The organism is Streptomyces sp. NPDC043878 (genome assembly GCF_056435735.1).
Genome location: NZ_JBWKDW010000030.1, coordinates 88,937 through 112,226, shown reverse-complemented (window position 1 = coordinate 112,226; position 23,290 = coordinate 88,937). Strand labels below are relative to the sequence as shown.

18 protein-coding genes and 1 pseudogene are annotated in these 23,290 nt (G+C 71.7%); 13 read left to right on the top strand and 6 right to left on the bottom strand.

The annotated features are described in order from the left end of the window. Positions 1-159 precede the first annotated feature (159 nt). Positions 160-654, bottom strand: a complete 495-nt coding sequence (locus AC07AZ_RS32700; RefSeq protein WP_356043656.1) for a DUF3145 domain-containing protein — start codon at positions 652-654, stop codon at positions 160-162. 269 nt (positions 655-923) lie between these two features. Between AC07AZ_RS32700 and AC07AZ_RS32695 the strand changes: the two genes are divergently transcribed. Together AC07AZ_RS32695 and AC07AZ_RS32690 are read left to right on the top strand one after the other, a co-directional pair. Continuing rightward, a complete protein-coding gene (locus AC07AZ_RS32695) occupies positions 924-1,817 on the top strand; it encodes an SGNH/GDSL hydrolase family protein (RefSeq protein WP_478854219.1) in 894 nt (297 codons plus the stop codon). Positions 1,818-1,854: 37 nt separating this feature from the next. Then, positions 1,855-2,826, top strand: coding sequence for an aldose epimerase family protein (locus AC07AZ_RS32690; protein WP_478854217.1), 972 nt, complete (start codon positions 1,855-1,857; stop codon positions 2,824-2,826). A gap of 117 nt (positions 2,827-2,943) precedes the next feature. Here AC07AZ_RS32690 and AC07AZ_RS32685 read toward each other — a convergent pair. Further along, positions 2,944-4,143, bottom strand: a pseudogene (locus AC07AZ_RS32685) (glycoside hydrolase family 3 C-terminal domain-containing protein); the annotation flags it as partial. Between the two features lie 113 nt (positions 4,144-4,256). Here AC07AZ_RS32685 and AC07AZ_RS32680 point away from each other — a divergent pair. Then, positions 4,257-5,507 carry a pyroglutamyl-peptidase I gene (locus tag AC07AZ_RS32680; RefSeq protein WP_478854215.1) on the top strand — a complete coding sequence of 417 codons (1,251 nt, stop codon included), beginning with the start codon at positions 4,257-4,259 and terminating at the stop codon, positions 5,505-5,507. Here AC07AZ_RS32680 and AC07AZ_RS32675 read toward each other — a convergent pair. Next, the gene (locus AC07AZ_RS32675; protein ID WP_478854213.1) at positions 5,488-6,303 is read right to left on the bottom strand and encodes an EI24 domain-containing protein; all 816 of its coding nucleotides are present in this window, start codon (positions 6,301-6,303) and stop codon (positions 5,488-5,490) included. The genes AC07AZ_RS32680 and AC07AZ_RS32675 overlap by 20 nt on opposite strands. Before the next feature lie 519 nt (positions 6,304-6,822). On the opposite strand from AC07AZ_RS32675, the gene AC07AZ_RS32670 reads away from it, so the two are divergent. Beyond that, positions 6,823-7,974: a serine hydrolase domain-containing protein gene (locus AC07AZ_RS32670; RefSeq protein WP_478854211.1), complete on the top strand. Its 1,152-nt coding sequence runs from the start codon at positions 6,823-6,825 to the stop codon at positions 7,972-7,974. A gap of 130 nt (positions 7,975-8,104) precedes the next feature. Here AC07AZ_RS32670 and AC07AZ_RS32665 read toward each other — a convergent pair whose 3' ends face one another. Then, positions 8,105-9,127, bottom strand: coding sequence for an NADP-dependent oxidoreductase (locus AC07AZ_RS32665; protein ID WP_478854209.1), 1,023 nt, complete (start codon positions 9,125-9,127; stop codon positions 8,105-8,107). 112 nt (positions 9,128-9,239) lie between these two features. Between AC07AZ_RS32665 and AC07AZ_RS32660 the strand changes: the two genes are divergently transcribed. Further along, positions 9,240-9,677 carry a MarR family winged helix-turn-helix transcriptional regulator gene (locus tag AC07AZ_RS32660; protein WP_478854207.1) on the top strand — a complete coding sequence of 146 codons (438 nt, stop codon included), beginning with the start codon at positions 9,240-9,242 and terminating at the stop codon, positions 9,675-9,677. 554 nt (positions 9,678-10,231) lie between these two features. Here the strand turns inward: AC07AZ_RS32660 and AC07AZ_RS32655 are convergent. Further along, positions 10,232-11,011 carry an SCO2400 family protein gene (locus AC07AZ_RS32655; protein WP_478854205.1) on the bottom strand — a complete coding sequence of 260 codons (780 nt, stop codon included), beginning with the start codon at positions 11,009-11,011 and terminating at the stop codon, positions 10,232-10,234. Positions 11,012-11,699: 688 nt separating this feature from the next. Between AC07AZ_RS32655 and AC07AZ_RS32650 the strand changes: the two genes are divergently transcribed. From AC07AZ_RS32650 to AC07AZ_RS32615, 8 genes are all read left to right on the top strand, one after another. Next, positions 11,700-12,866, top strand: coding sequence for a mandelate racemase/muconate lactonizing enzyme family protein (locus AC07AZ_RS32650; protein WP_478854203.1), 1,167 nt, complete (start codon positions 11,700-11,702; stop codon positions 12,864-12,866). After that, positions 12,863-13,867 (top strand): zinc-dependent alcohol dehydrogenase, encoded by a 1,005-nt coding sequence (locus AC07AZ_RS32645; protein ID WP_478854200.1) that lies wholly within the window; start codon positions 12,863-12,865, stop codon positions 13,865-13,867. The genes AC07AZ_RS32650 and AC07AZ_RS32645 overlap by 4 nt, the downstream gene beginning before the upstream one ends. 122 nt (positions 13,868-13,989) lie before the next feature. Beyond that, positions 13,990-14,958, top strand: a complete 969-nt coding sequence (locus AC07AZ_RS32640) for a hypothetical protein (RefSeq protein ID WP_478854198.1) — start codon at positions 13,990-13,992, stop codon at positions 14,956-14,958. A gap of 141 nt (positions 14,959-15,099) precedes the next feature. After that, positions 15,100-16,206 (top strand): multiple monosaccharide ABC transporter substrate-binding protein, encoded by a 1,107-nt coding sequence (gene chvE, locus AC07AZ_RS32635; RefSeq protein WP_478854196.1) that lies wholly within the window; start codon positions 15,100-15,102, stop codon positions 16,204-16,206. A 32-nt stretch (positions 16,207-16,238) separates the two neighbouring features. Further along, positions 16,239-17,789, top strand: a complete 1,551-nt coding sequence (gene mmsA, locus AC07AZ_RS32630) for a multiple monosaccharide ABC transporter ATP-binding protein (RefSeq protein WP_478854194.1) — start codon at positions 16,239-16,241, stop codon at positions 17,787-17,789. Continuing rightward, positions 17,786-19,030 (top strand): multiple monosaccharide ABC transporter permease, encoded by a 1,245-nt coding sequence (gene mmsB, locus AC07AZ_RS32625; protein WP_478854192.1) that lies wholly within the window; start codon positions 17,786-17,788, stop codon positions 19,028-19,030. Before mmsA ends, mmsB begins: the two co-directional genes overlap by 4 nt. 117 nt (positions 19,031-19,147) lie before the next feature. Beyond that, positions 19,148-20,296, top strand: coding sequence for an aldose epimerase family protein (locus tag AC07AZ_RS32620; RefSeq protein ID WP_478854190.1), 1,149 nt, complete (start codon positions 19,148-19,150; stop codon positions 20,294-20,296). A gap of 356 nt (positions 20,297-20,652) precedes the next feature. Next, positions 20,653-22,452 (top strand): pyridoxal phosphate-dependent aminotransferase, encoded by a 1,800-nt coding sequence (locus AC07AZ_RS32615; protein ID WP_478854188.1) that lies wholly within the window; start codon positions 20,653-20,655, stop codon positions 22,450-22,452. A gap of 488 nt (positions 22,453-22,940) precedes the next feature. On the opposite strand, the gene AC07AZ_RS32610 is transcribed toward AC07AZ_RS32615, so the two are convergent. Beyond that, positions 22,941-23,252: a hypothetical protein gene (locus AC07AZ_RS32610; RefSeq protein ID WP_356039651.1), complete on the bottom strand. Its 312-nt coding sequence runs from the start codon at positions 23,250-23,252 to the stop codon at positions 22,941-22,943. Positions 23,253-23,290: the final 38 nt, after the last annotated feature.

The following is a 23,290-nucleotide window of genomic DNA, read 5'->3' as shown; positions in this document are numbered from 1 at the left end:
CGTCCCCGACCATGTGGGAGGCCGCGCGGGCCGTCTGTTTCCCCCCCCCTCTCCTCCCCCCCCCCCCACGCCGTTCTGTTCGTTCGTCCGCCGGACGGTGCGGGCCGGTCGCGCGGGGCGGGGGCGGGGCTCGCTACACCACCTGGTGCCGGGGGCTCCCTACACCACCTGGTGCAGCCAGCGCACCGGTGCGCCCTCGCCCGCGTACCGGAAGGGTTCCAGTTCGTCGTCCCAGGGCTTGCCGAGCAGCTTGGACAGGTCGGACTCCAGGTCGGTCTCGCCGCGCTGGGAGCGGAGCAGGGCGGCCCGCAGCCTGTCCTCGGGGATGAGGATGTCGCCGTGGATGCCGGTGACGGCGTGGAAGATGCCGAGGTCGGGGGTGCAGCTGTAGCGCTCGCCCTCGGCGGTCGGGCAGGGTTCGGCGGTGACCTCGAAGCGCAGCAGGTGCCAGCCGCGCAGCGCGGAGGCGAGCTTGGAGGCGGTGCCGGCCTCGGCCTGCCAGGAGAACTCCGAGCGCCAGGTGCCGGGCGCGGCGGGCTGCCGGATCCAGTCGAGGTTGACGCGCGTGCCGAGCACCCCGGCGACGGCCCACTCGACGTGCGGGCACAGCGCGCGCGGCGCGGAGTGCACGTACAGAACTCCACGTGTCGTCACCGGGACCTCCGGGCAGAGCGGGACATCTTGCGTACTGGCGGACGGCTGTGGCGGGCAGCCATGTTGATGGCGAGGCTACCGTGCGGCGGCGCGAGTGGTGTGACGTACCGTCGGTCCCGGTGCCGTCAAACGCCCGCCATTCACCCGGCAGGACGCTTGTACGGGCGTCCGCCGTCGCGTGCGACCCGGTCGGGAACTCCCGCGCGTTGTCATGGAGGGGGAGAAGACCACGACCGGCCGTGCACACCGACCGAGAGGACGATCAGGGGATGCGGAAGCCGAGCCACCGTTCACGGGCGCTGCTCGCCGTCCTGGCCGCGGCCGTCCTGGGCGCCGGTGGCTGTGACGCGGCGGGTGGCGGCTCCGCCGGGCCGACCGCGGCGCGGAAGGCCACGCGGGCGCCGAGTCCCACGCCGGCCTGGGACCGCAGCCCCGGGTCGGTCGCGGCGGTGGGGGATTCCGTCACGCGCGGCTTCGACGCGTGCGCGGTCCTGACGGACTGTCCGGAGGTGTCGTGGGCGACCGGCGCAAGCACCGAGGTCGACTCGCTCGCCGTGCGGCTGCTGGGCGCGCGGAAGGCGGCCGAGCGCAGCTGGAACTACGCGGTGACCGGGGCGCGGATGGCGGATCTGCCCGGCCAGATGGCGCGGGCGGCGGCGCACCGGCCGGAGCTGGTCACGGTGATGGCGGGGGCGAACGACGCCTGCCGGGCGAGCACCTCCGCGATGACCTCGGTGGCCGCCTTCCGCGTCTCGTTCGAGGACGCCATGAGCACGCTGCGGCAGAAGCTGCCCAGGGCCCAGGTGTACGTGGCGAGCGTGCCGAACCTGAAGCGGCTGTGGTCCGAGGGGCGCACCAACCCGCTGGGCAAGCAGGTGTGGAAGCTGGGCATCTGCCCGTCGATGCTGGGCGACGCGGACGCCCTGGACTCGGCGGCGACGCTGCGCCGGGACACCGTGCAGCAGCGGGTGGAGGCGTACAACGCGGTGCTGGAGCAGGTGTGCGCGAAGGACGAGCGGTGCCGCTTCGACGGCGGCGCGGTCTACGACTACCGCTTCGGCACCGACCAGTTGAGTCACTGGGACTGGTTCCACCCGAGTGTGAACGGCCAGGCGCGGCTGGCGGAGATCGCCTACCGCGCGGTGACGTCGGGGAAGACCTGACGCGGGGTGGCCGGAGGAGTGTCCTAGGGTTTCGCACATGAACGAACTCTTCGGCACACTTCCCGACGGCACCCCGGTCCACCGCTGGACCCTGGAGCGGGCCGGCGTCCGGGTGGGGATCCTGTCGTACGGCGGGATCGTGCAGTCGGTGGAGGTCCCGGACCGGGACGGGCGCGCCGCGAACGTGGTGCTCGGGTTCGCCGGCCTGGACGGCTATCTCGCGCACCCGGGTCCGTTCTTCGGCGCCCTGGTGGGGCGGTACGCGAACCGGATCGCGGGTGGCCGTCTCCCGCTGGACGGGGTGACCCACGAACTGCCGCGCAACGACGGGCCGAACTGTCTGCACGGCGGCGGGCACGGTTTCGACAAGCGGGTGTGGGAGGTGGCGCCGGTCGAGCACGGCCTGCGGCTCACCCGGGTCAGTCCGGACGGCGAGGAGGGCTTCCCGGGGCGGCTGGAGGTCTCGGTGACCTACTCCGTCGACGGGTCCGGCGCGCTGCGGATCGCCTACGAGGCGGTGACGGACGCGCCGACCGTGGTGAACCTGACGAACCACGCCTACTGGAACCTCGCCGGCTCGGGCAACGCGGGCGGCCACGTCCTGCGGCTCGCCGCCTCCCGCCGTACGCCGGTCGACGCGGACCTGATCCCGACGGGCGCGCTGGAGGACGTGACGGGGACGCGCTTCGACTTCCGGGAGGCGCGCAGGACGGGTTCGGGCTACGACGACAACTTCGTGCTCGACAAGGGCGTGACGGACGCCCCCGTCGAGGTGGCCGAGCTGCACGACCCGGAGTCGGGGCGGGTTCTGACGGTGGCCACCACCGAGCCCGGGCTCCAGCTGTACACGGCGGACCACCTGGACGGCCCGTTCGCCCCCGGGGACGGCGTGGCGCTGGAGACCCAGCACTTCCCCGACTCCCCCCACCGGCCGGAGTTCCCGAGCACGGTGCTGCGGCCGGGCGGGGTGTTCCGGTCGGAGACGGTGTACGGCTTCTCGGCGCGCTGAGTTCCCCGGGGCGCGTGGGCTCCCCGGGCGCCCGTGTGCGGGTCCCGGGAACGCCACGAGCCCCGGCCCGGGTGTCAGGTCCCGGGCCGGGGCTGTTGCTGGGAGACCTGCCCCGGATCAGACGTTAGTAGTCGCCGTGAGCCGGCGGTCCGTGATCGAGCGTCCCACCTGGATCTCGTACGAACCCTTCACAAACGACCACGCGTTGGTCGTCTCGTCCCAGATCTCGAAGGCCCGCCGGGGAAGTTCCACGGTGACCTCGACGCGCTCGCCGGGGCCGGCCTCCACGGTCGCGAACCCGGCGAGCTGGCGCGGCGGGCGGCCGGGGTCGCGGTCGGCGGGCGCGAGGTAGACCTGGACGACCTCTCGGCCGGTGCGGGCGCCGTCGTTGCGGAGGCGGACCCGGACGCCGGTGCCCAGGGTCTCGACCGCCTCGTAGGTCCAGTCGGTGTAGCCGAGCCCGTGGCCGAAGGGGTACGCGGGGGTGCGGCCCTCCTTCTCCCAGGCGCGGTAGCCGATGAACACTCCTCCGTCGTAGGCGAGTTCGCCGTCCGTGGGGACGACCCGGGTGACCGGGGCGGTGGCCAGGGAGCCCCAGGTGGTGGGCAGTCGGCCGCCGGGCTCGTGCGTGCCCGTCAGCACGTCCGCCAGGGCCGCGCCGCCCTCCTGGCCGGGGAACCAGCTCAGCAGTACGGCGGCGACGTCCGCACGCCACGGCAGTTCGACCGGGGAGCCGGAGTTGACGACCACCACGGTGTTGGGGTTGGCGGCGGCGACGGCGCGGACCAGGTCGTCCTGGCGGCCGGGCAGCGCGAGGTCGGTGCGGTCGAAGCCCTCGGACTCGACGCGGTCGGTGGTGGCGACCACGACGACGGCCGTGTCGGCGCCGCGGGCCGCCTCGACGGCCTCGGCGATCAGCTCGTCGGGGTCGCGCCGCGGTTCCTGGTGGGCGAGGGTGAACGTCACGACCTCGATCGAGAGGTCGTGGGGCAGGACCACGACGTGGGTGAGGGAGACGTCGACCGGCTCGCCCGCGGTGAGTTCGGCGCGGGCGCGGGGCTCCGGGGCACCGAAGAAGGTGACGAAGGGGTCGTTCTTCTCGGGGCGCTGGACGCCGTCGAAGTACGTGGTGGCGCCGACGGTGAGGGTGAAGGCGCCGATGCCCTTGATGCCGAAGGTGTGCGGGCCGGTGGCGCGCGGGGTGAAGGTGCCGGTCAGTTCCACGCTGTGCAGCGTCTCGTGGGTGACGCCGTCGGGGAGGTCGGAGCCCGTCCACTGGAGGTGGCCGCTGGGGGCGGACGCGGTGCCGATGACCCCGCGATCACCAACGGCCCCCCACGTCACGCGGCATGGCGTGGCCCACTTCCGCCGCGCGATACTGCGCCCGTCCGGCAGCACGCTCCCCACAGCGACGGAAGGACCCGACCCCCTTGCACTCCATACGACTTCGGATCGGCATGCTCGGGCTGACCCTGCTGGCGGGACTGGCCACCCCCACCACGGCGGCCGCCGCCGAGACCGCGCCCGCCACCACCGTCGAGGAACAGCGGCTCGACCGGGCCGCACCCCGGGAGATCCTCCGGCGCTCCGGATTCGACGCCGTGGCGGGCGAGTTCGCGCGCTCGCTCGGCGCGGCCCGCTCCTACGCCCGCGCCCGCCACCTCGTCGCGCACGAGGGAGCGGCGCTGTGGCGGCGGGCCGTGGACCGCGCGCAGGGACGCGGACCCGCGGGCGGGGACCTCAGCCGGGACGACGACCGGCCGCTGTACTGGGCCCGGCTCGCCATGACCCGGGAAGTACGGTCCTGGCAGCCGGACTTCGGGCTGAGCGACGCCCGGCGGACCGCACTCCTCGGCGAACTGGAGCGGACCTCGCGCGGACAGACCGCCATCCGGTATCCGCACGGCAAGGGCGTGAAACGGATCCTGGTCACCGGCTTCGACCCGTTCACGCTGGACCGGGACGTGCGGATCTCCAACCCGTCCGGGGCCACCGCGCTCGCCCTCGACGGCACGGTGATCCGCACGCCCGGCGGACCGGCCCGGATCGAGACGGCCGTGTTCCCGGTGCGCTGGCAGGACTTCACGGACGGCACGGTGGAGCGCACACTGCGGCCGTGTCTGCCGCGGGTCGACCTGTTCGCGACGGTGAGCCAGGGGCGGGTCGGCCGGTTCGACGTGGAGCGCACCAACGGGGCCTGGCGGGGCGGCTTCCCGGACAACGACACCATCGGCCGGACCGGGACCGTGCCGGTGACCGACCCGGCCTCGCAGCCCCAGTGGACGACGACGACCCTGCCGTACGGGGCGATCGTGGCGGCGGACACCGGGCGCTTCCCGGTGTACGACCACACCGGCGTCACCGAGATCCCGGCGGGGGGCACCACGCCCGTCGTACGGCCGGACGGGCCCACGGCCGGGTCCACCGCCCGGGCGGGCGGCGGCGGGGACTACCTCTCCAACGAGATCGCCTACCGGGCGACCCTGCTGCGGGACCGGCTCGGGCTGCGGGAGACACTGCCGGGCGGCCATGTGCACACGCCCGTGCTGGAGTTCGGGGCCGGGAACACCGATCCGGCGACCGGGACGGTGACCGACCCGGAGTTCGTGCGGAACCGGCTGGACATCATCGCCCAGGTCCGGTCGATCCTGACGGTGGCGGTCAGCCGGCCGGCCGGCTGACCTCCTCGTCCGCCGGGGTGGACCCGCCGTCCTCCCCGGCGCCGGCGGCGGTGTCCTCGCCCAGGAGGTCGCGGGCCATGAGGGTGGCGCCCGCGACCGCTCCCGGCATCAGGAACACGGCGACGAACGGCACCAGGAAGGACAGGCCGAGCGGGGTGCCGAAGCCCCACACCAGGGTCTTGCGGGAGCGCAGCAGGGTCAGGCGCTCCCGCAGGCCGACGCCCCGGCGCTGGAGGGCGACGGCGGTGAGCTCCTCGGTGAGGAAGAACCCGGTGACGAGGAAACCGACCACCGGGACGAGGGTCTGGCCGAGGAACGGGACGAAGCCGAGCGCGAACAGGAGCACGGCCCACAGCAGGGCGCGCACGACGATCCGGACGCTGTCGCGGGCCGAGATCCACAGCTCGCGCCACAGGGGCAGACCGGACTGGGGCGCGGTGCCGTCCGGGGACACGTCCCGGTCGACCTTCTCGGAGAGGTTCTCGTAGAAGGGCTGCCCGATCAGCAGGGTGACGGCGGTGAAGGTGAGCACCGACAGCAGCAGGGCGAGCGCGAACAGGAGGGCGGTGAGGAAGCCGCGGAAGAGCCCCTGCCAGGGGCTCGACCAGTCGTCGGCGAAGGGGGTCGCCCAGCCCGCGAAGTCCTCGCCCCACAGCGCCAGCGCGACCAGCGCGGCCAGGTAGAGCACCAGGGTGATCAGTCCCGGGAGCAGCCCGAACCCGTACTGCCTGCCGTGCCGTGCCACCCATCGCTGGCCCTGCAGAAGGTAAGCGAAGCCCGCCCCGAGATCACGCATGGGGCAACTCTATCGGGGACGCCGCGGCCGCCGCGGAGGGGCCGTGCGAGGGGGCTCCGAAGGGTGGGCCGCGCTCCGGCGGCCGGCCACCCGGGTCGGCGTCACCGCGACCACGACCGGCGCGTCCGGCACCGGGGACACCGCCCCCGACACCCCTGCCGCCGCCTCCCCGGCCACGCGTCCGGCCCGGGATGCGCCCGCCGCCGGGTGCGGCCGGAGCCGTTCGAGGCCGGTGACGAGGGGTTCCCCGTCCGCGATCAGCAGAGGGAGGGAAGGGATCGCTCGCACTGACAGGGATGGGGGCGCCGTCGGTTCACGCCGGGTCCCGGGATGCCCCGTCCGGACCGTTCGGACTGCGCCATCCGGGTTTCCGTGACGCGAACTCTCCCCGCGTGCTGTTGAGTCGAACCGGTACGCCTCGCCGTACCGATCAAAGGACGCCGAAAGGGGAGTTCACAGCCTCGGACGGGCAGGGTCCGCAGGGGGACACGCACGGGGCGGTTCAGGTGAGGAGAGCGGATGACGCAGGAGATCCACGGCAGCGTCGCGGACGGCTTCGAGGAGGTGCGGGAGGAGTTCGCCGCGCTGGTGGCCTCGGAACGCCCCGACTACGAGGGGCAGTTGTGCGCGCACGTGCACGGGCGCAGAGTGGTCGACCTGTGGGCGGGGGACGGCACCGACGCCGGGTCGCTGTACGGCGTGTTCTCGTCGACCAAGGGTGCCGCCCACCTCGTGGTCGCCCTTCTCATGCAGGACGGCACGCTGGAGCCGGACCGCAAGGTGACGTACTACTGGCCCGAGTTCGGGGCGGAGGGCAAGGGCACGCTGACCCTGCGTGACCTGGTCGCGCACCGCGCGGGAGTGGTCGGCCTCGACAGCGGGTTCACGGCGCAGGAGCTGACCGACGACCGGGTGGTCGCCGAACGGCTCGCGGACCAGCGCCCGTTCTGGCGCCCGGGCACGGCCTTCGGCTACCACGCCCTGGTCATCGGCGCGCTGACCGGCGAGGTCGTCCGCCGCGCGACCGGCCGCACGCTCCAGGAGGTCTACGAGGAACGGGTGCGCGCCCCGTACGGGCTGGACTTCTTCCTGGGGCTGCCGGCCGCCCTGGAGCCGCGTTTCCGCAGTGCGCAGCCGATGGCGCCGACGCCGACGCAGCAGGCCCTGCTCGACCTGCTGCCGACCGGGCCGCACACACTGGCCTCCATCGCCTTCAACCGGCACGTGCCGGACACGGTCGACCTGGAGGACTACGTCAACTCCCGTGCCGTACGCGCCAAGGGACCGGCGTCGGCGGGCGGGGTGGCCGCCGCCCGCGGGCTCGCCGGGATGTACGCGGCGGCGATCAGCGAGGTGGACGGGCGGCCGCCGCTGCTGAAGCCGGACACGGTCGCCGAGGTGGGGCAGATCCACTCCGTCGGCTACGACCTGGTGGCCCGGGCGCACAAGTCGTACGGCCTCGGTTTCCAGGCCACGGCGGACACCTGGCACCCGTTCCTCGGGGCGGGTGCCTTCGGGCACAGCGGGGCGGGCGGTTCACAGGCGTTCGCCGATCCGCGCAGCGGCCTCGCGTACGGGTACACGCGGCGCCGGCTGGCGTTCCCGGGCGGGGCGGCGCCGGAGAACGAGCGGCTGGTGTCCGCCGTCCACCGGGCGGCCCTCGCGATGTGACGGACGCGCACGACCCGCCGGCGGAGGCCGCACCCCACGTCCGGGGGTGCGGCCTCCGGCGTGTCCGGGAGTGCGGCCTCCGGAATGTCCGGGAGCGCGGCCTCCGGAATGTCCGGGGCCGGGACGGATGTCAGAGCTTGACGATCATCTTCCCGGTGTTGTCGCCGCGCAGGACGCCGAGGAACGCCTCCAGGGTGTTGTCGATGCCCTCGACGACCGTCTCGCGGTACTTGAGCTCGCCGGAGCGGACCCAGGAGCCGACCTCCTCGACGAACTGCGGCTGCAGGTCGTAGTGGTCGCCGACGAGCAAGCCCTCGATACGGCCGCGGGTCTGGATCAACCGGGCGAGGTTCCTGGGGCCCGGGGCGGCCTCGGTGTTGTTGTAGACCGAGATCATGCCGCAGACCGCGATGCGGCCCTTCAGGTTGAGGGAGCCGATGGCGGCTTCCAGGTGGTCGCCGCCGACGTTGTCGAAGTAGACGTCGACGCCGTCCGGGGCGGCCTCGCGGAGCTGGCCGCCGACCGGGCCGTTCTTGTAGTTGAAGGCCGCGTCGAAGCCGTACTCCTCCACCAGGAGCTTGACCTTCTCGTCGGAGCCGGCCGAGCCGATGACCCGGGAGGCGCCCTTCAGCCTGGCGATCTGGCCGACCTGGCTGCCCACCGCGCCGGCCGCGCCGGACACGAAGACGGAGTCACCCTCCTTGAAGGAGGCGGTGCGCAGGAGACCGGCGTAGGCGGTGAGGCCGGTCATGCCGAGGACGCCGAGGTACGTCGACAGGGGCGCGGCGTCGGGGTCGACCTTGACGGCCTGCCGGGCGTCGACCGTGGCGTACTCGCGCCAGCCGCCGAAGTGCAGCACGTGGTCGCCCGGCGCGATGCCCTCGGCGTCCGAGGCGACGACCTCGCCCACGGCACCGCCCTGCATGGCCTTGCCCAGCTCGTAGGGGGCGACGTACGACTTGGCGGCGCTCATCCGGCCGCGCATGTACGGGTCGACGGAGAGGTACGCGTTGCGGACCAGGACCTCACCGGGGCCGGGTCGCCGGATCTCCGCTTCGACCAGGGAGAAGTCCTCGGGCTTGGGCCAGCCGACCGGGCGGGCGGCGAGGTGCCATTCACGGCCGGCGGCGGGGAGTGTGGGGGTGTCGGTCATGGGAGCGCCTTTCCGGGCCGGCCCCTGGGGCTCGGCCAAAATACTTCAGTACCTGAAACAACCATGCTCTTGAATATTTCAGGATGTCAAGTAAGCGGGTATCCTGGACGTCATGGCCACACCTCGGCACACCGCCCGCACCGACCCCCTGACCATGGAAGTCGTCGAACTCATCGGTGACGTCGTGGCCCGTTTCTACGAGGACTACGAGGAGGCCGCCGCAGAGCACACGCTGACCGGCGCGCAGGCGCGGCTCCTCAGTCTGCTGTCCCTGGAACCGCTGCCCATGCGCAAGCTGGCCCGGAAACTGAAGTGCGAGCCGTCGAACGTCACGGGCATCGTGGACCGGCTGGAGTCCCGCGGCCTGGTGGAACGCCGGCCGGACCCCACCGACCGGCGCGTCAAGGTGGCCGCGGCGACGGACGAGGGCCGCCGGATCGCCCGGGACCTGCGCGAGGGCCTCCGCTTCGCCCGCGAGCCCCTGGCGGGCCTGTCGGCCGACGAACGCCGGTCCCTGCGGGATCTCCTACGCCGGATGCTGGCACCGTGAGACGCGGCTTCCGTCACCGTCGGGCGGGGGCGGTGCGCCGGGGCGGGCGGGGCGGTGTACCCGGGGGCGGTCACAGCGGCACGCCCGGGGCGGTCTGAGCGGCACGCCGGGGCGGTCGTAGGGGCACGCCGGGGCGGGGTTGGAACGGCCCGGCCCGGTCGGTCGCAGTGGCACCTCCGGGGCGGTCGTAGCGGCACGCCAGGGGGGTCGTTAGCGGCACGCCGGGGGGTTGGAACGGCACGACCTGCCCAGTCGGTCGCAGCGGCCCGCCCGGGGCAGTCGCAGCGGCACGCCCGGGGCGGGGACGGCCGCCCCGTGAGGCCGACCCGAGTCGGGGCGAAGGGCACCCGGTCCCACCCGGGTCCGGCCCGGCCCCGCCTCATGGCCTGACGCAGCGGCACGACGATCCCGGTGCGACACCGTGGGTGCACGACGGGGACGACGGGGACGACGCAATGTGCGTGCACGACAACCCCGGGGACGACGCCGTGTGCGCGCACCGCGGCGTGCGTCCGCGCCGCCGGACTCCTACCCGGCGCCGCCCGGCGCGCGTGTCAGCCGCACCACCACAGGAAGCGGTCACAGGTCTCCGACGGGCTCGGGTCGGGGGTCGGGGCGGCCGTCGTCGGGGTGGGCGTCGGGGTCGGGGTGGAGGCCGGGGCGGTCGTCTCCGGGGCCGGGGCGGACGCGCCCGGGTCCGTGCCAGTCGTCGCCGACTGCGAGCCCGACGCGCCGACGACCGCGCTCGCCGAGTCCTCGGCCTTGGCGGACTTCGAGGCCGACGGGGACGCGGACGCGGACGGTGCGGCCGACTTCGACGCTCCTGCGGTGCCGCCGGACCCGTCGTCGAGCGGCCGCGCCGTCTCACCGGCCTTCGGCGACGCCCCGCCGTCCGCCGACGCGTCCCCGGCGGCCGCGGGTGTCGGTGTCGAGCCCGGCGCGTCGAGGCCCAGTTCCGCGAGGCTCAGTCCGCCGGCCGCCAGCACGAAGCCCGCGGCGACCAGCAGGGTCCGGCGCCGGCGACGCCTGTGGGCGGCCGCTTTGCGGTCGCGACGGCCCGCGCCGCCCTCGGCGCCCCCGGCGTCCCGGTCCTCGTCGTCCGTACCGCCGTCGGTGTCCGGGCCCTCCACGGCGTGCTCGGCGAGCGCGAGTTCCCCGGTGTCCCGGTGATCCCGCCCCCGGCCGCCCCGGCCGTGCGCCCGGCGGGCGGCCGCCCGACCGCCGACCGGTTCGGCCTCCGGCCCGCTCTCGTGCCGACCCGCGGCGTCGCCGGCTCCGTCCACAGCGCCGTCGTGGACGGCCTCCGGCGGCTCACCGGGTTCGCTTCCGTACACACCGTCCGGGCCACCGGACGTACCCGCGGAAGCGCCGTCTCGCGCCCCGCCGGCCATGCCGTACGCGCCAACCGCACCGCCCTGCCCACCGGGAGCGTCGTACCCGCCGACCGCATCACCCTGCCCACCCATAGCGTCGTACGCGGCGGGCTCATGGGCACCGCCGCCATACGCACCGCCGCCATAGGCGCCATATCCACCGTCACCGTACGGACCGCCGTACGCACCGGTGCCATACCCGTCCCCCGCCTCCCCGGCCGGGCCCGGTCCGCGGTGGGGGTGGTCGACGGGCGCGCCGCATCCCGGGCAGGCGAGGGCGCCGTTGAGGTGCCGTCGGCACGGGTCGCAGTAGTTCATGACGCGGGAAGACTAGGTTCCGCGCCGGTCTCGTTCCTAGGCACGGCTGTGAAAGTTGTGTGGGGAAGCGGCCGTACGGGCCGCAGAATCGGTGGTCGGGCGCCACATTTCCCCGCCAACCCACGGCATCCGGCGCCTATCGGCCGCCACCCTCCCGAGCCCGCCGAAACCGCTCCTGAAAGCGCTTTCGAAACACTTGCCGAAAGCGATATCCGTTCGACCCATTGACACCCCCCTCACACCGTCCTTACTGTCACGCCAGCATTTCGAACGTGTGACGAAATCTCGAACACACGCAAACGAGCCGACGAAGCAGCGAGGGGCGACTGGCGTGCGCATCACCGGAATCAGCACACACGTGGTCGGGACGCCGTGGCGCAACCTGACCTACGTACAGGTGCACACCGACGAGGGAATCACTGGAGTCGGCGAGACCCGGATGCTGGGTCACACCGACGCGCTGGTCGGCTACCTCCAGGAGGCGCAGACCAACCACATTCTCGGCTCCGACCCGTTCGCTGTCGAGGACCTCGTCCGGCGGATGAAGTACGGCGACTACGGGCGGGCCGGCGAGATCGTCATGTCCGGCATCGCCGTCATCGAGATGGCCTGCTGGGACATCAAGGGCAAGGCCCTCGGCGTGCCCGTGTGGCAGCTCCTCGGCGGCAAGGTGACCGACAAGGTCAAGGCGTACGCCAACGGCTGGTACACCACCGAGCGGACCCCGGAGGCCTACCACAAGGCCGCTCAGGGCGTGATGGAGCGCGGATACCGGGCGCTCAAGATCGACCCCTTCGGCACCGGCCACTTCGAGCTGGACCACGAGCAGACCCTCTACGCCGTGTCGCTGATCGAGGCGGTGCGCGACGCGATCGGCCCCGACGCCGAGCTGATGCTGGAGATGCACGGCCGCTTCTCCCCCGCCACCGCCGTCCGGCTGGCGCACGAGCTCGCGCCGTTCAAGCCGGCCTGGCTGGAGGAGCCGTGCCCGCCGGAGAACCTGAAGGCGCTGGAGAAGGTCGCCGCCAAGGTCGACATCCCGGTCGCCACCGGTGAGCGGATCCACGACCGCATCGAGTTCCGGGAGCTCTTCGAGAGCCAGGCCGTGGACATCATCCAGCCGGACGTCGGTCACATCGGCGGCATCTGGGAGACCCGCAAGCTGGCCGCCACCGCCGAGACGCACTACGTGCTGGTGGCCCCGCACAACGTCGGCGGCCCGGTTCTGACCTCGGCGTCCCTCCAGGTCGGCTTCACCAGCCCGAACTTCAAGATCCTGGAACACTTCAACGACTTCGCGGACGCGGAGATCAAGAAGGTCGTCAAGGGCGCCCCGGAGGTCAACCCGGAGGACGGCTGCTTCCACCTCTCCGACGCCCCCGGGCTCGGCGTGGAGCTCGACGTCGACGCGGCGGCCGAGTTCCCGCAGCAGCAGGCCCGGTTCGACCTGTGGGCCGAGGGCTGGGAGCAGCGCAAGCCGAAGGGCACCCAGCGGTGAGCAACGCCGTCGTCGTGGAGGCGCCCGGCGAGCACCGGCTGGCGGCGCACACGCCCCGCGAGCCGGCCGCGGGCGAGGCCCTCGTACGGGTGCACGCGGTGGGGATCTGCGGCAGCGACCGCGAGGTCTACCAGGGCAACCGGCCCGAGGGATACGTCCGTTACCCGCTCACCCCGGGCCACGAGTGGTCCGGGACCGTGACGGCCGTCGGCGCGGGGGTGCCCGACTCGCTCGTCGGGCGCAAGGTCGTCGGCGAGGGCTTCCGCAACTGCCAGGTGTGCGACCGCTGCCACGCGGGCGAGACCACCCTGTGCACGGCGGGGTACGAGGAGACCGGGTTCACCCAGCCCGGTGCCATGGCGACCACGCTCACCCTGCCGGCCCGGCTGCTGCACGTCCTGCCGGACGACGCCGACCTGACGGCGGCCGCCCTGCTGGAGCCGGCCGCCTGTATCGCGGCCGCGGCGATCAAGGCGAACGCCCGGCCCGGTGAGCGGGTCGCGGTCGTGGGCACCGGGACGCTCGGGATGTTCGCCGTGCAGTTCCTCAAGGCCGGCTCCCCCGCCGAACTGCTGGTCGTCGGCACCCGGTCCGACCGGGCGGAGCTGTCGAAGCGGTTCGGGGCCACGGACTTCCGCACCAGGGACCAGGATCTCCCCGACGACTTCGACGTCGTCATCGAGACCGCCGGATCCGCGTCCGCCGCGCGCACCGCGGCCTCCCTGCTCAGGCGCGGCGGACGCCTGGTCCTGACGGGTATCCCGGCGCCGGGAGCCGAGGGCCTCGACCCGACGGACCTGGTGGTACGGCAGCTGGAGGTGCACACCGTGTTCGGGGCACCGCCGGACGCCTGGGCGCACACGGTGCGGGTGTTCGGCGCCGGGTTGCTCGACCCGCTGCCCCTGGTCACGCACGAACTGCCGTTGGACGGGTTCCCCGAGGCCATCGAGCTGGTGGGGTCCGGCGATCCGAAGGTCGGCAAGGTGCTGCTCCGGCCGTAGGAAGCCCCCAGTCGTACGCCGGTACGGGGGCGACCTGACGGCCTCCGTGCCGGCGTACACCACGTCTTTCCATGCCCCGAGCCGCGAACTTTGTCCGAAATACCGAACCAGAAGGACAGCTTGTGACCGACGCTTCCGCCACGGCAGCCCGCCGGCCCGGTGAGCAGGCCCTCACCGCCCTCGGCCTGGGCGCGCCCGCCCTCGACCCCGCCGACGCCTCGCCGCACACCTTCCCCGGCGGCGGCCGCTGGCGCACCGAGATCCCCTCGTGCGAGGGTCCCGAAGCGCTGGCCGTGATCCTCAAGGAGTCCTCCCGCCTCGACGTGCCGATCCACCGGATCAGCCAGGGCAGCGGGGTGTGGATGCTCAGCGACGCCGAGATCACCGAGATGGTCGAGGCGACCGCCGAACGCGACATCGAGCTCTGCCTGTTCACCGGTCCGCGCGGCACGTGGGACATCGGCGGCTCGACGCGCACCGACTCACGCGGCGGGGGACTCCGGGCCCGGGGGCACGACGCCGTCGCCGGCTGCGTCGAAGACGCCCTGCGGGCGACGGAGTTGGGCGTCAAGTGCCTGCTCGTGGCCGACGAGGGCGTGCTGTGGACCCTGCACCGGGCGCGGGCCGCCGGGATCATCCCCGCCGACACGACCCTGAAGGTGTCGGCGCTGATCGGGCCGGTCAACCCGGCCGCGTACGCGGTTTACGAGCGGCTCGGCGCCGACTCCGTCAACGTGCCCAGCGACCTGACGCTGGATCACCTCACTGAGATAAGACGGCAGTCGGCCGCCCCCATGGACATGTACATCGAGGCCCCCGACGACCTCGGCGGCTACATCCGGATGTACGAGGTCGCCGAGCTGATCCGGCGCGGCGCACCGCTGTACCTGAAGTTCGGCCTGTCCAAGGCGCCCGCGATCTACCCGTACGGACACCATCTGCGGGACATCACCCTGGCCACCGCCAGGGAGCGGGTGCGGCGTGGACGGCTCGCCCTCGATCTGCTCCAACGGCACGGAGCGGACACCGAGATGGCGCCGCTCGGCTCCCGGCTGCCCGGCGAACTGAACAGGTTCGACGCCGGGTCATAACGTTCCGGAAACCTTGCTTCACAGAAGACGACACACCCGCGCACAATCCAACACACCGCTCCTCGGTCTTTCCCGGCTCACCCTCGACGGTGACCGCGCATCGCGAGACCGAGCCCTGCACACACATCAAGGATGATGATCATGCGTAACCGCAGAGCCGCCCTCGCCGCGATAGCCGGAGCAGCCTCCCTCGCCCTCACCCTGTCCGCCTGCGGCCAGAGCGGCGAAGGCGGCAGCAAGGAGGAGAAGGGCGACGCCAAGGGCGGCACGATCGGCATCGCGATGCCGACCAAGTCCTCCGAGCGCTGGATCACCGACGGCGCCAACGTCGAGAAGGACCTCAAGGCCAAGGGCTACAAGACCAAGCTGGTCTTCGGCGAGGACGACCCCGACCAGCAGGTCTCGCAGATCGAGAACCTGATCACGCAGGGCGTCAAGGCGCTGATCGTCGCCGCGATCGACAACAAGTCCCTGGGCAACGTGCTCCAGCAGGCCGCCGACGCCCACATCCCGGTCATCTCCTACGACCGTCTCATCCTCGGCACGAAGAACGTCGACTACTACGCGTCCTTCGACAACGAGAAGGTCGGCAAGCTCCAGGCCACGTACATCGTCGACAAGCTCGGCCTGAAGAGCGGCAAGGGCCCGTTCAACATCGAGCTGTTCGCCGGCTCCAACGACGACAACAACACCAAGTACTTCTTCAACGGCGCGATGAGCGTCCTGAAGCCGTACATCGACAGCAAGAAGCTGGTCGTCAAGTCCGGTCAGACCGAGCTCACCAAGGTCACCACCCTGCGCTGGGACGGCGCCACCGCCCAGAAGCGGATGGAGGACATCCTCACCTCGACGTACACGAGCGGCAGGGTCGACGCGGTCCTCTCGCCGTACGACGGCATCTCCATCGGCATCCTCGCCGCGCTGAAGTCGGACGGCTACGGCAGCAAGGCCAAGCCGCTGCCGGTCATCTCCGGCCAGGACGCGGAGCTGGCCTCGGTGAAGTCGATCATCGCCGGCGAACAGTCGATGACCGTCTACAAGGACCTCCGCAAGCTCGCCAAGGTCGCCACGGACATGGTCGACGCCTCCCTGAACGGCAAGAAGCCCGAGATCAACGACACCAAGTCGTACGACAACGGCACCAAGGTCGTCCCCGCCTACCTGCTGCAGCCCGTCAGCGTCGACAAGAGCAACTACGAGAAGGAGCTCGTCGAGGGCGGCTACTACACGGCGGACCAGCTCAAGTAAGCGTCGGCCCTTAAGGATTGGAAGGCACGACCATGGCGGGACCCGTCCTGGAAATGCGCTCGATCGTCAAGACCTTTCCCGGTGTCAAAGCGCTCTCGGACGTCACACTGACCGTCCGTCAGGGCGAGGTCCACGCCATCTGCGGCGAGAACGGCGCCGGGAAGTCCACCTTGATGAAGGTGCTCTCCGGCGTCCATCCGCACGGAAGCTACGAGGGCGACATCCTCTTCGAGGGAGAGGTCGTCCAGTTCAAGGACATCCGGGCGAGCGAGCAGCACGGCATCGTCATCATCCACCAGGAGCTGGCGCTGTCGCCGTACCTCTCCCTCGCGGAGAACATCTTCCTCGGCAACGAGCACGCCAAGGGCGGGTTCATCGACTGGAGGCAGACCCTGGGGCACGCCACGGAGCTGCTGCGCCGGGTCGGTCTGACCGACCACCCGGAGACCCGTGTCGCCGACATCGGCGTGGGCAAGCAACAGCTCGTGGAGATCGCGAAGGCCCTGTCGAAGAAGGTGAAGCTCCTCATCCTCGACGAGCCGACGGCGGCGCTGAACGACGAGGACAGCGACAAACTCCTCGATCTGATCCTGGAGCTGAAGAACCAGGGCATCACCTCGATCATCATCTCCCACAAGCTCAACGAGATCCGCAAGGTGGCGGACTCGGTGACGATCATCCGCGACGGGCACTCCATCGAGACGCTCGACGTGAAGTCGGCGGAGACGACCGAGGACCGGATCATCAGCGGCATGGTGGGCCGCGACCTCGACCACCGCTTCCCCGAGCGCACCCCGCACGAGCCGGAGAAGGGCGCGGCCCCGGCCCTGGAGATCCGCGACTGGACCGTGCACCACCCGATCGACCAGCAGCGCAAGGTCGTCGACGACGTGTCCATCCAGGTGCGGCGCGGGGAGATCGTCGGCATCGCGGGCCTGATGGGCGCCGGCCGCACCGAGCTCGCGATGAGCGTCTTCGGGCGCTCCTACGGCCGGTACGCGGGCGGCACGGTCCTCAAGGACGGCACGGAGATCCGGACGAAGACCGTCGCGGAGGCGGTCGCCCACGGCATCGCCTACGTCACGGAGGACCGCAAGCACTACGGCCTCAACCTCATCGACACGATCAACCGCAACATCTCGCTCACCGCACTGGGCAAGGTGGCCAAGCGCGGCGTCGTCGACGAGCACGAGGAGCGGCAGGTCTCCGAGGGCTTCCGCAAGTCCATGAACATCAAGGCCCCGACCGTCTTCGAGCCGGTCGGCAAGCTGTCCGGCGGCAACCAGCAGAAGGTCGTCCTCAGCAAGTGGATCTTCGCGGGTCCCGACGTGCTGATCCTGGACGAGCCGACGCGCGGCATCGACGTCGGCGCCAAGTACGAGATCTACACGGTCATCGACCAGCTGGCCGCCCAGGGCAAGGCGGTCGTCTTCATCTCCTCCGAGCTGCCCGAACTGCTCGGCATGTGCGACCGCATCTACACCATGGCCGCCGGGCGGCTCACGGGCGAGTTCCCCCGCGCCGAGGCCACGCAGGAAGTGCTGATGCGTCAGATGACGAAGGACAAAGAGGTATCGCGATGAGCACCGATGTGACCAAGAGCCCGGCCGCCGCGCCGCCCGGCAAGAGTGGTGGGTCGGCCTCCGGCGGCGGACTGCTCCAGCTGGTACTGGACGGTCTGCGCCGCAACATGCGCCAGTACGGCATGCTGATCGCCCTCGGTCTGATCGTGATCCTGTTCCAGGTGTGGACCGGCGGCGACCTGCTGCTGCCGCGCAACGTCTCCAACCTGGTGCTCCAGAACAGCTACATCCTGATCCTCGCGATCGGCATGATGCTGGTGATCATCGCGGGGCACATCGACCTGTCGGTCGGCTCCCTCACGGCGTTCACCGGGGCCTTCGCGGCCGTGCTGACGGTGCAACACGATGTGGCGTGGCCCCTCGCACTGCTGCTGTGCCTGGTCATCGGCGCGGCGGCGGGCGCGGCGCAGGGCTTCCTGATCGCCTACCTCGGCATACCCTCCTTCATCGTCACCCTCGCGGGCATGCTGATCTTCCGTGGTCTGACGGAGATGCTCCTGAAGGGCCAGACCCTCGGCCCCTTCCCGGACGGCCTGCAGAAGATGGGCAACGGCTTCCTGCCGGCGGTCGGCCCGAACACCAACTACCACAACCTCACGCTGCTGCTGGGCTTCACGCTGATCGCCTTCTCGATCGTCCAGGAGGTCCGTGACCGCAAGCGGCAGCAGGAGTTCGCCCTCGAAGTGGCGCCCAGGAACCTCTTCCTGCTCAAGCTCGTCGCCATCGTCGCCGCGATCCTCACGGTCACGATGCTGCTCGCCAGCTACAAGGGCGCGCCGATCATCCTGATCGTCCTGGCCCTGCTGGTGGTCGGCTACGGCTACGTCATGCGCAACGCCGTCTTCGGCCGTCACATCTACGCGATCGGCGGCAACCTGCCGGCGGCGAAGCTGTCCGGCGTCAAGGACAAGAAGGTCACCTTCCTCGTCTTCCTGAACATGGGCGTGCTCGCGGCCCTGGCGGGCATGGTGGTCGCCGCCCGTCTGAACGCGGCCTCACCGAAGGCGGGCCTCAGCTTCGAACTCGAGGCGATCGCCTCGTCGTTCATCGGTGGCGCGTCCATGAGCGGCGGTGTGGGTACCGTCCTCGGCGCGATCATCGGTGGTCTGGTCCTCGGTGTGCTGAACAACGGCATGAACCTCCTCAGTGTCGGCACCGACTGGCAACAGGTCATCAAGGGCCTGGCCCTGTTGGCGGCAGTCGGCTTCGACGTGTGGAACAAGCGCAAGTCCGGTTCGTAAGTCAGCTCGGGGCCCTGCCGGACGGCAGGGCCCCTCCAGTTGGGCGAGTGAGCCGCAGGGGCACGTCGGCTGGAGTGCCCCGGAGGCGAACCGACCTCAAAAAAGGGAGAGCCGCACATGGAACTGAACAGACGTACGGTCATCGCGGGTGCCGCGGCAGCGGGAGTCGCCGCGACCGCACTCGGCGGAACGGCACACGCCACGGGCGGCGGGACGCCGGTGAAGTCGCTCTTCGGCAAGCTCGCCGACGGCACGAAGGTCTACCGCTGGTCGCTGGCCAACGGCGGCACGAGGCTCAAGGTCCTGTCCTACGGCGGCATCGTCCAGTCCCTGGAGATCCCCGACCGGCACGGCAGGTACAAGAACGTGTCGCTGGGCTTCGACAACATCGAGGACTACGTCGCGAAGACCCCGTACTTCGGCGCGCTGATCGGCCGCTACGGCAACCGCATCGCGAAGGGGCAGTTCACCCTCGACGGCAAGAGCTACCAGCTCTCCGTCAACGACGGGGTGAACAGCCTGCACGGCGGCGCCAAGGGCTTCGACAAGCACGTCTGGGACGTCGAGCCGTTCACCAGGGGCTCCGACGTCGGCCTGCACCTGCACTACACGAGCGTCGACGGGGAGATGGGCTACCCGGGCACGCTCAAGGTGAGGGTGACGTACACCCTGACCCGGCACGGCGACTGGCGCATCGACTACGCGGCCACCACCGACAAGGCCACGGTCGTCAACCTGACCAGCCACGTCTACTGGAACCTGGCCGGCGAGGGCAGCGGCTCGATCTACGACCACGAGCTGAAGATCGCCGCCGCCCGCTACACGCCCGTCGACTCGGGGCTGATCCCCACCGGTGAGCTGGCGAAGGTCGCGGGCACCCCGTTCGACTTCCGGCACACCAAGGCCGTCGGCGAGGACATCCGGGTCGCCAACCAGCAGCTGCTCTACGGCAAGGGCATCGACCACAACTGGGTCCTCGACAAGGGCATCACCGGCAAGCCCGAACACGTCGCGACCCTGCGTGACCCGTCCTCCGGCCGCACCCTGAAGATCGCGACCACCGAGCCGGGACTTCAGTTCTACTCCGGCAACTTCCTCGACGGCACGCTCGTCGGCACCGGCGGCCACATCTACCGCCAGGGCGACGCCCTCTGCCTGGAGACGCAGCACTTCCCGGACTCGCCGAACCACCCGTCGTTCCCGTCGACGGTGTTGCGGCCGGGGCAGACGTACCGGACGACCACGGTGCACACGTTCGGCGCGTAACGCTCCGCCCGGGGCGTGGGGAGCGGGCCCGTTGGGGCGGTCGCGCCGTTCCCCGCGCCCCTGTTCGCATGCGCGGCCGTAGGTTCGTCGTGGCTGGTCGCGCCGGTGCCCGCGCCCCTCAGGAGCGCCCTTCGGGGCGCTCCTGAGGCGTCTTCGGGGCGTGTCTCCCGGGGGCGCCGGGAGCGGGCGGACGGTGAAGTGAAGCAGTGGGTTCCATAACTCACACCACTTTCACACGGGTTGAACGGCGCCACGGCCGCCTCCGTATCTAACAGCGGCCCGTGCTCCCCCGCACGGGCCACCCAGACGACGGGCCCGGTCGTCCCCGCCGGGCCCGCCCCCTACGGAGGCTCCAATTGGCTGACAACGTCACCTCGCTGTTTCGCAGCACAGCGGCGCACAGCCCGTCGATGGCGGCGCTGACGCGTGAAGGCGACGGGTCCGGCCCGGTGGACTTCTGCATCCCCTGCAACCCGTACTTCCCCACCCCCGCCATGTTCGACGAGATGTCGGCCAGACTGCGGGACATCATCACGTACTACCCGAGCGGCGCCGACACGATCACGGCCGAGCTGTGCAACCTGCTCCAGCTTCCCCCGCAGTGCGTGGCGATGGGCAACGGCTCCACGGAGCTGATCACCTGGATCGACCACCTGCTGGTGCGCGAGTCCCTCGCCATCCCCGTCCCCACCTTCGGCCGCTGGACCGACCAGCCGATGGAGACCGGCAAGCGGGTCGACATGTTCCCACTCCAGGAGTCCGGCGGGTTCGCGCTCGACCTCGCGCAGTACGCCGACTTCATCCGCGCGCGCGGCACCCGCGTCGCCGTCATCTGCAACCCGAACAACCCCGACGGCGGCTTTCTGCACAAGCAGGCCCTCGTGCAGTTCATGGACGCGATGGCCGACCTGGACCTGATCGTCATCGACGAGTCGTTCCTGGAGTTCGCAGACGCCGAGGTCGAACCGAGCGTCGTGCAGGAGGCGATGCTGCGGCCCAACGTCATCGTGCTGCGCAGCCTCGGCAAGAACTTCGGCCTGCACGGCATCCGGTTCGGCTACCTCGTCGCCAACCCCTCCCTCGCGGGCCGGGTCCGCTCCATGCTCCCGAAGTGGAACCTCAACTCCTTCGCGGAGTACGTGGTGTTCATGCTCAGGGAGCACGGCGCCGAGTACGCGCAGAGCCTGCAGCAGGTGCGCCGTGACCGCCTGGACATGGCGAGCCAGCTGTCCTCACTGCCCGGTCTGACGGTCTACCCGTCGCAGGGCAACTTCCTCTTCGTCCGCCTCCCCGTGGGCGCGGAGGGCACCGTGGTCCGCGACCGGCTGCTCACCGAGCACCGCATCCTGGTCCGCGAGTGCGGCAACAAGATCGGCTCGTCCAGCCGCTTCCTGAGACTCGTGGTGCGTCCCCAGGTGGACGTCCGTCGCCTGGTGTCCGGCCTGGAACAGGTGCTCTACGGGACCAGGAGGGGAGCCGCCGTGCCCGAGCCGGCTACAGGGACCAGCTACAGCTCGGGCACGGCGGCCGTCGACCGGCTCGTCAGCGCCACCAACGGGGCCGGGATGCACAACCTCGCCGCCCAGGCCGTCGGGGCGGCGCCCGGCATGCCGGGCCTGACGGCCGCGCCGGCCGCCGCGGCGCCCCTGCCGGCGGCGGCGCAGATGTCCCAGCTCGCGATGATGGCCCAGATGGCGCAGAGCCAGCCGGGCCGGATCCCGCAGCCGGGCCAGACCGGCGGGGCGGGCATACCGATGCCGGCGCCGGCCGTGATCCAGGAGGCCCCCCAGCCCGTCGGCTACCCGGCCCCCGCCCCGATGGCCGCCCCCGCGCCGATGCCGGCCCAGATGCCGCCGACCCGGATGCCCACGCCGCCGCCGACCCGGATGCCCACGCCGCCGCCGGCCCCGATGCCGACCCCGCCGCCCATGCAGATGCCGGCCCCCGCTCCCGTCGCCGCGCCGCTTCCGGCCGCAGCCGCGATGACCGGGCCGACCCCGCCCGGGGTCCCCGCGCGCGGGGGTCTCACGGCCGCCCAGGTACGCGGCACCACCGGCCCGCCCGGCTCCCCGGGCGACCTGGCCCCGGCCCCGGCGACCGGCTGGCCCAACGCCCAGAACTGGCCGAACGCGGCGGGCATGGGCCAGGCAGGCTGACCGGGCCCCCACCCCGACGCCCGACCGGACCGGTGACGGCTGACACCCGGCGGAGAACAGCGACCGGCCGACGCCGACCGGCGAACGGCTACCGGCTGGTGGCGAGCGGCTGACGCCGAGCGGTGACCGACGAAGGGCAAACGGCGGACGGCGAGCGGCTGACGCCGAGTGGCGAAGGGCGACCGGGCGACCAACTGACGCCGAGCGACGACCGGCGACCCGGCGCCCTGGCGACCCGGGGCCCAGGCGCCCTGGTGACCTGGCGACCTGCCGACCCGGCGACCCGGCGACCAACGACGCCGAGCAGCGGGCGGCGAGCGACAAACGCCGAGCGGCGACCGGCTCACCGCCGCTCACCGCTCAGGCCGGTCGCAGACCGACACCCCCGGCCGGATTCGGCCGGGTCACAAGCCGCCGTACCCCTCAACCGCCGACACGGCTCGTGCCCCGGCCGCATACGCGGCTCGTGCCCGGAGCGCGGACCCGGCTCAGGCCTCGGCCACCGTCGGCTCCGCGCCGAACTCCTTGTTCAGCCGGTCGGACCAGTCCGCGTCCGCGAGGCCCGCGCCGACGAGGACGTCCCGCCAGTCCTCCCTGGCCGACTGCACCGCGTCGAGGAGCCGGTCCACGCGGCCCCTTCCGCACAGGAGCGTGGCGGCGGCGATCCGTTCCTTGTCCTCTCTGTCCCCTCTGTCGTTCAGGTGCGTGACGAGTTGGGCGAGCAGTGCCTCGACCACCTGTCCGTCCCGTTCGGGGTAGTCCTCGGAGATCCGTCGTCTGACGCGTGCGGTCAGCCCCATCCACATCCCTCCACAGCTCTAGGGCTCGCCACGCTACC